Genomic DNA, 8,031 nt, shown 5'->3' with positions numbered 1-8,031 from the left:
GTTGAGATGGAGACCGCCCACTACTGTCAACACCCAGCCCAGCAACCCGCTGAGCTGTCACACCCGTAAGTCTCCGGACTCACCGGGGGGATTCAGGGACCTGCCACTCTGGCGCGGCCTAAAGGCAGCACCGACTGGCTCTGTCCGTCATCTGTGACGGCGGTTGTCCACGAATCGTGACGGCGCCGTCGGCGCCGAAGACGTCGTCCTATACCTCGCGCTCATCAAGGACGACGACGATATCCGCAGGACCCCCTGAACGATGCGCGACGTCGCGGAACTCAGCCACCCCGGCCGTCCAGATCGCCCACACCACGCGACGTGGTTACAGACTACGGGATCCCGGCCACCATCAATTTGAGACCGCACGGCACTTTCACGACGTCGACACGCGACACAGACGTGCGCGCCTGACATTCCTGCGGCAACTGATGCTCCATTGCCGCCCGCGCCTCACATTGCTGCAATATCGTTGCCGAAACGATCGGCCACAAAGTAGGGGTGCTCCTCGTGAGATCTGATGCGTCCGAGATAGTCGCTATGTACTTGGAAAATCTCAAGAGACACCGGTCAGGGATCACTCCGTACTCTGACCCCGATACTTTTGTCGAGCCGTGCATCCGTGCACCTCAAGGCCAAGTTGTCTCGGACTCGCTGGACACGTTGCTGACTGAACGTCGTATGCTGCTCCTAGGTGACCCTGCGGCCGACAAGACCACGCTCATCAGGGCTGCGGTTAATCAGCTCGTTGAGGCGCGCCGGGTTTCCGACCAAGCAGTTTGTCCAATTCTGATTCACGCACCAACTCTGACAAGCCTTCCGGAAGCCCAATCACCATCCTTGTGGCGATGGCTTGCGATGGCTGCGGCTATTCCTGCAGGCGGTGGTGAAAGGTTAGCCGATATCCTTTGCTCAATGCTTGAGAACGGCTCAGCGCATCTTTTCATTGACGGGATTGACGAGATTTCCTCAACCATCGACAGGTATCGTATCATTGACGCGATATCCACTGCTATCGATCAATCCATAGGTGTGAGAATCTGCGTTTCCACACGCCCTATTGACCCAGCGTCCGACCGCTTGAAGGCCCGATTTCCAGCATGGCTTATTTTGCCATTCAACTTATACCAAGCTAGCCGACTGCTCTCGATGCTAACGGGCGACGATGCAGGCACAGTTAGCGATCACTTAGCAGATATTGACTATCTCGCCTCCCTCTCGACTAGTCCACTGATATTGCACCTGCTGGCCTTCTACTCTGACGAGCGCGGACTTGAGCTGCCGTCGAATAAATTCCAACTCTACGAAGACCTCACCGACGCTATCTTGGCTCGCGAACGACACAAAATCGACTTTCCAATAGTCGCGGAACTGACACATCGCGGGTATGAGACCATTGCCCTTTCGATGGCGACGGCGACGGCTGCCAGCTTCTCGTTATCGCCAGCCTCGATCCTCGATGCGCTAGTCAACAGCCCCCATGTGGATTTGACAGTTGAGGAAGCTAAATTTCTCACACAATTCGCCATCAACCGCAGCACAATCCTCATCCAGACCGCACAGGATGAAGTGACCTTCAGTCACAAGTCAATACAGGATTTCTACATCGGCCGCCGACTGGCACGTAACATCGAGATAATTAACACTCTACCACCTATCGACGTCACTGAGGCGCTTACATTTGCCTGCGGCCTCGCATCACAGCCGATGCCAATTGTCGTGGTGGCATATTTGCGTTATGGCGCAGCCTTCGCAGCCAAGTGTTGTGGCGACCTACAACAATATCGACATGAGGCGCAAGAGGCCGTAGCAACGCAGATCCTTGCCGATCTTGGCACCGAGTTCCATCGCCCGCTGCTCCAACTCCTTGGCGTCGCACCGGAATCCTCTAATAATATCGTCGACGCAGAAGATCCGAATGACGAAGCTGTCCCCGAACAGGAGTTGTTCAACCAGCTTCGCAAACTATGGGACGAGATGCCACGGACGGGTTCCAGCGCACATGCTCGCGGCCACGGCCTGGAGCAGTTTGCCGTTACCCTTCTCGGTTCATATTTCGCCGTAGTTGACGTACGGCGCCGCCACCAAGTCGGCGAGATTGACGTAATATGCGAAATTGTTAACTCCGATCCATTTTGGGCGAACTATGGCAGCGATGTCTGGATTGAATGCAAAAACACCGAACAAAAAGCCAACATTGAACAGGTAAACACATTCGTCGGGAAGTTGGTAGGAAGCCGGTGGAGACTCGGATTCTTCATATCTACATCAGGCTTCACCAAGGACGCAATGAACAGGTTGAAGAACGTAGGCAGCAACCCTTCCATCCCTCTAGTTGTACCAATATCTGGAAATGACATCGACGACCTACTGCTGAACCGGACTGAGCTTCAGAGATTCTTCAAAACAAGGATTCGGAGCATTGCCTGAGCATGAATGACAAGACATTGCTCACTCAGGTTAAGTTCAGTGGCGGATCCTGCGGAGGTACATCGTCACGATTCACGTGCTCTGGACCAATGTGCGTGAGGGTTCCGGGCAGTCGGCTGTTGGCGCGCGGAGAGTCATAGGATGCGGTCGCAAATCCAGTCCGTGTCATCAGCTTTCGAGATCTTGGGGTCGTCGGCCAGCCGTGAGATTAGGTGTCGCAGTTGCTCGGCGGCGGAGGGGCGCCCGGGGTGTAGGTTCTGCACGTCGTCGATGAGAACCAAGGTCCAAGGTCCGCCATGCTGACGGTGGTGTAGTTCTGCTACGAGGTCCATCTCGGCGGGAGACGCGATCAACGCCCCCACGATCAAACGCACATCGGCACTGGGTCGCTGTATCCGCAATACCAACGAGCCGTCCCACTCGTCTTCTGGACCTCGCCCGTGATCGGCGATGATGGAGGCGCTCTTGAGCGTCCCGTCCTCGTCTTGCGCACCGCGGGGACTGACGTTCACTTCGACGTTGTCGTCGAGATCGATGTCGCCGAGAGCGGCCCGCAACTCAGCCAGCAGGAGACGAAGAAACGCCTCTGCAACTTCGGTGTGCTGCCGGATAACAAACTTGAGGTCGTCGTAGCCGAGCAGTCGAGCTTCACCGCTTGGAAGTGGACGGGGCTGCTGGCCTGGATGTTGGCGAAGCCACGATCGCAGTTCGTCGGCGAATTCGGCTGCGGTCGGGCGTTGGCTGGGCATGTCAGAGGTAGCTTCTTGGACTAACAGATCCAGTTCGCGTGCCGGTGGCCCTCCGAAGTGCTTGAGGGAGTACTTCAAGTCCCTGATCTGCCCAGGCGGCGGATAGTCGGTTGTGATCTTTCCGTCCGACCACTCCTGGCGCGGCGCGGCCATGACCCACAATGTCCTCGCCAGAGAGTAGACATCTGCGGCGTGCCAGTTAGTAACGGTGGCGGCCCGCAGAGCCTCGGGGGCGAGAAACCCTTGGGGACCGACTCGTTCGCGGGCCGCGGTGAGGCCTGCGGCGTTTACCCATGCCGCGATACCGAAATCTCCGAATACCGGCTGGTTGTCGAACCAGAATAGGTTGTCCGGCTTGATATCTCGGTGGGCAACCGGGGCCGGTCCGTTCTGCATTTCGGCTAGCACCTCAGCCAGTTGGGCGAAGGTCGCTACCGTCACATCGAAATCCGCAGACGCAAGGTAGTCGGCCAGCGAGTCGGCGAGTGGCATCACGAACCAGCGAGGCTGGTTTGAGTGGTCGCGGTCGATCAAGGGCAGAACGCCAGATACTCCCGTCAGGGATTCTATGCCTTCAACTTCGTTGCGAAACCTCTCCCGTGTGTTGTTGTAGTTGTTACGAGGGGCCTTCAAAACCCCGGCGGTGTCATCGTCAGCGGTTACATGCCAGACGTGTGACTTGATAGACCTGGTCAGAGTCCATCTTTCCCCATAACATTGCCCAACTTCCAGCTTCTTCATACGAGGCATGCCTGTAATTCGGTGCCGAACTCTATATGGGTGGGTGTCGTGGCAGCGAACATGCTGTGCGACTCGTTTGAGTGATTACGGCTTGGGGTGAAGGTCGTGGAGCGTGTCAAGCATGAACGCCGCCCACGCGATAGCTACGCGGACGGCGAGTCGGCCGTGGCGGAGATCGAGCCCGACAGGGACTTCATCGTGACCGTGAGCATCACCCGCCTTGTTGCGGTAGAAGGCGAGTGATTACGCCAGTCCACTGGTTTGTTTCATTACCCGGGCAAGCGCCCGGTCATGATCGGCGACGGCCTGGGAATCTATTCCCAGGGCCATCATCGCCTGAGTTACGAGGCCGGGCAGGTCAGAATTCAGGTCGCGGGGCTGATTGAGGTCGGTGAGAATGGCTTTGGCGGTGGCCTCGATGAGGTTCTTCGCTTTGCCGATGGCCGCGCCTGGGTCCGTCGGCAGAGCCGCCTCGATCCGGCGCAATTCCAGCCTGATTGCGGCGGTGTCGGCGATGGTCGCAGTCGCCGTGTTGCCGAGATCGGCAACCGTGATGCCGATATCCCCGACAGCCACATCATCGAGGCGGCGCTGCAACTGCTCGATTGCGGGGTCTGCCCGGTCTTGATAGAAGCTACGGCGGCCGACGTAATTGAGATGCTTTGCTGCCGCGAGGCCTTGGTCAAGAGACAGCCAGTGGAAGGGGTGACGGATGCCGAGCGGCCTCAGCATCCGAGCGAGGTTGCGCTGGTCTCGCTGATATTGCCGACGCTCTGCCGAGGTGGATGTATTCATCCGAGTCGCTGCGGCTTGGAGCAGTGTGTTGAGCAGGTCGACCAGGTCCATTGCCCCTTGCAATACATCCCGGCGGTCGCTGGTGTCGTCGAACTCCTCAAGGGCCTCGTCATCGTCGTCGTACTCCACGTCGTCGAGTCTGGCAGTCACGCCGCAGCCCGGTGCCGTTTTCTTCACCTGGCCAGATACATTCGTGGGCAGCAGCCCGGACCATGACGCTGCTCCCGGGGATTTCTGCCACTGGCCGCATGCGCCTCGCCTTCACGGTAGGTTTGGCTGACCATGCCTGCTGATGGATCGTCGGCTGCGTTCGGTTTCAGCTACCAGTACCTCGTGTCCGCAGTGCACGTCCTGAGGATGCTGCGCGCGGATACCTCACTGACCGACCGCATCGTATTGTCGATCGAACCCATCGCGCTCACCGCCGCGGGCGAGGTCGACGACATCGTCGACTTCTCGATCTCTGTCGACGGAGCGGAGATCGACCAGGTGCAGGTGAAGGTCTCCACCAGCCCCGAGTCTTACCCTCTGCAACCTGCCGACGCGCGCCAGGTCTTCACCCGGTTGCTCGCCACGACTGGTTCCGGCACACCGACCTTGCTCACCAACCGGCCGCTTTCGCCGGGACTGCAACGTGAAGTCACTGCACTGCCCGGCGAAAGGCCGGCATCGGGTCAGTCCTACCGGTGGAACAACGCACCCTCCGAACATGGCTCCGCGGAGGCCCGGATCGTTGTCGACCTGCGCCCGGTGGGTGAGGTCGAGGCAGAGTTGGAGGAGTTGATCCGTGGATTGCGTCGCGACCGGGCCCTGAGCCAGGGCGTGACCTCGTGTCGGCTGCTCGTGCCGATCGTGCGGCAACGAATCTTCGACGCCGCCAGCGGCCAGCGAACAGGCACGCTGTCGGCGACGGATCTGGTCGCCCTGCTCTCCATCCCGGATCCGCAGATCGCCCACCTGGCCGGAGGTTTCGATTGGGGCGTGCCGATCGCGCATGTACCGAGCCTGGCTTCGACGGTTCCCCGGCTCGAGATTCTGGACCGCCTCACCGCCGCGATCGATCTCGACCCGGCGGCCCGGTCGCCGGAGATCGCGACGATGGTGGGCTCGACCGGCACCGGCAAGTCCACCATCGCCTCGGACTACTGCCACATCAACTACAACCGTTACGAGTTCATCTGCTGGATCGACAGCCGCGACGAAGCTTTCGCGGAAGCACAGATCCGCGAAGCGCTGCGCATCTTAACGGGCACCATAGTCAAGCCCGGTGCGGATGTGGCGGGGCCGTTCTGTACTGCGCTCGCGCGTCACCGCGGCCCGTGGTTGCTCGTCTTCGACGGGGCGATAAGCCGAGCGGTCATCGAGAAGTACGTGCCGTCCGCGGGCCATGGCAGTGTCATCGTCACCACGACCAGCAGTGTCGGATGGTGGACCAGCGCGCACCATATCGATGTCGAATCGTTTACGGCCGCCGAAGCGATCCAATGCTTCGCCAGCTACGCCGGTATCGCAAAGCACGACATCCCCGTTGTCGCCATGACCATCGGCACAGTCGTCGACCGGCTGGGCAGGATCCCGCTGGCAGTCAGTATGGCCGGGGTGTACTTCCGCAACACGGCCGGCGAACTCGACGAGCTGGCCACCGACTACTTCACCACTCTCGACGCCCTTCAAGACACACTGTCGGTGCCGCCTGGCTACGACCGGACCTTGTTCGCCGCGGTCCAGCACGCCATCAACCACCTCGGTGCCGGCGTCGCCTCGCCTTATCATCGCCAGGCCAAGGGCGCGCTGCACGGGGGGGCGTTCCTAGCCCCGGAGCTGATCCCACTGGATGTGGTCATCCCGGCGACCACATCCACCGACGAGATCGACCTCGCGAACCGACCCGCGGTCACCGCGGTCGCCAAGCCGGTGACGCGCGCGGTGATCAGTCTGCTGCGGACACAGACGATCGCGAACCGCGTGGTGCACAGAGACGAACACGACCGCCTGACTCCGGCCAGCAACACGATCTCGATACACCCGCTCGTGCACGAAATCATCCGCAGCTCCTACCTGCAGGCCCTGCCGCCGGGCGGGTTCCAAGAAATAGCTCTCGGCCTGATGCACTATTTGATTTCTTGGATCGGCGAGATGCGTGACCAGGAGGAGTTCTTCGCACTCGAACAGCTGCGGGTGCACGCTGAAGCGCTGCTGGCGCTGATTGCCGAACAGAGCTCGCTGTCCCGGGCGCCCGCGCCCCTCGAAAGAATCTTCACCACCGCCCGCGCGCTGCTGATGCTCGAACTCGGCGCCTGCTTGGCTCAGGCCGCCCGCTATGACAAATCCACTCGTATCGAAACCGAGGCGACCACTCTGCTCGACGGGCTGAACGAACCCTTCGCCAACAAGCTGGCAGCGATAACTCTGAGCGACCAGGCGATCGATTCAGCGCTGGCCCTGGCGCCGCCGGAGCGGCTGGCCGCACCGGCGCAGCTGGCGCTTCCGCTACTCACCGCACTCGCAGAAGACGACAAGCCCCGCCTTCGTGAATTCGCCTTCGAACGCGCAGGCGAACTCGCGCAAATGCTCTCGCGCACACCGCGCTACCGCAACGATGCCCCTCTGCGCGAGCTCGTGACAGCGTTCCGGGCGATCGCGATGACCAACCCTGGAGTCGACTCCAGTGCCTACATGTTGATCGAACGGATCCACCGAGCGCTCGACCGCGGCGACTACCGCCACGTGCTCGATGAGCTGCTACCGCGCTTCCGAGCGCTCGACCCGCCGCGCTATGTTCGACTCACCCTAGACACGCTCGAAGTGTTCGCCCAGCTGGGAGCAGGGCGCCTCCGAGAAGCGGTGACCGGCATGGACCCCCTGCTCGGCATCGAACTCGTCGGAACCCATCTGATCCAGCCCCTCCGCGACGGGCTCGGAAAGATCCTGCAAGCGATCAGCTCATCCGCGCAGTTGCCCGGAGCCCCGGCCGAGTTGGAGCGGTATCACCAGCGGATATCGAGCCGGCTGGCAGAACTCGACCGCGATCTGGCCGCCCTGCGAAAGTAGGACTGATCCGACGGTGCCGCTACGGTGAGCCTCGCCCGCTGAGCTGGATCAGCCGTCGAGAAAGGCGAATAGACCAAGATGGCCTGCCACCTCAGGTTGCGTCGGCAATCTCGTCAAGAGCGGCGCACGCGACCTCAACGAACATGGTCTGCACCGCAAGAGCTCTGCCCGGTTGCATCTACGACGCTGGCGCATTCTGCAGCATTCGGTGCCGCAACTGCATGCGCCCGCGCGAAATCACGGAGTTGGAAGTCCGGCCGTCATG

Annotated in this window: 4 protein-coding genes and 1 pseudogene; 2 read left to right on the top strand and 3 right to left on the bottom strand. The window is 60.6% G+C overall.

What is annotated here, in order from left to right:
* Positions 1–510 precede the first annotated feature (510 nt).
* The gene (locus tag ACIA8C_RS36770; protein ID WP_397142925.1) at positions 511–2,430 is read left to right on the top strand and encodes a restriction endonuclease; all 1,920 of its coding nucleotides are present in this window, start codon (positions 511–513) and stop codon (positions 2,428–2,430) included.
* A 134-nt stretch (positions 2,431–2,564) separates the two neighbouring features.
* On the opposite strand, the gene ACIA8C_RS36765 is transcribed toward ACIA8C_RS36770, so the two are convergent.
* The 3 genes and pseudogenes from ACIA8C_RS36765 to ACIA8C_RS36755 all read right to left on the bottom strand — a co-directional run bounded on the left by ACIA8C_RS36765 (position 2,565) and on the right by ACIA8C_RS36755 (position 4,844).
* On the bottom strand, positions 2,565–3,920 hold the full coding sequence (locus ACIA8C_RS36765) for a serine/threonine protein kinase (RefSeq protein ID WP_397142923.1): 1,356 nt from the start codon (positions 3,918–3,920) through the stop codon (positions 2,565–2,567).
* An 84-nt stretch (positions 3,921–4,004) separates the two neighbouring features.
* Positions 4,005–4,100 (bottom strand): annotated as a pseudogene (locus tag ACIA8C_RS36760) (hypothetical protein); the annotation flags it as partial.
* 63 nt (positions 4,101–4,163) lie between these two features.
* On the bottom strand, positions 4,164–4,844 hold the full coding sequence (locus ACIA8C_RS36755; RefSeq protein ID WP_397142921.1) for a hypothetical protein: 681 nt from the start codon (positions 4,842–4,844) through the stop codon (positions 4,164–4,166).
* A gap of 153 nt (positions 4,845–4,997) precedes the next feature.
* On the opposite strand from ACIA8C_RS36755, the gene ACIA8C_RS36750 reads away from it, so the two are divergent.
* A complete protein-coding gene (locus tag ACIA8C_RS36750) occupies positions 4,998–7,766 on the top strand; it encodes a hypothetical protein (protein WP_397142919.1) in 2,769 nt (922 codons plus the stop codon).
* Positions 7,767–8,031 lie beyond the last annotated feature (265 nt).

It is taken from the genome of Nocardia sp. NPDC051321 (assembly GCF_044455225.1).
Lineage (GTDB): Bacteria > Actinomycetota > Actinomycetes > Mycobacteriales > Mycobacteriaceae > Nocardia.
The sequence above is the reverse complement of the archived record's forward strand: the minus strand, read 5'-3'. Positions and strand labels throughout refer to the sequence as shown.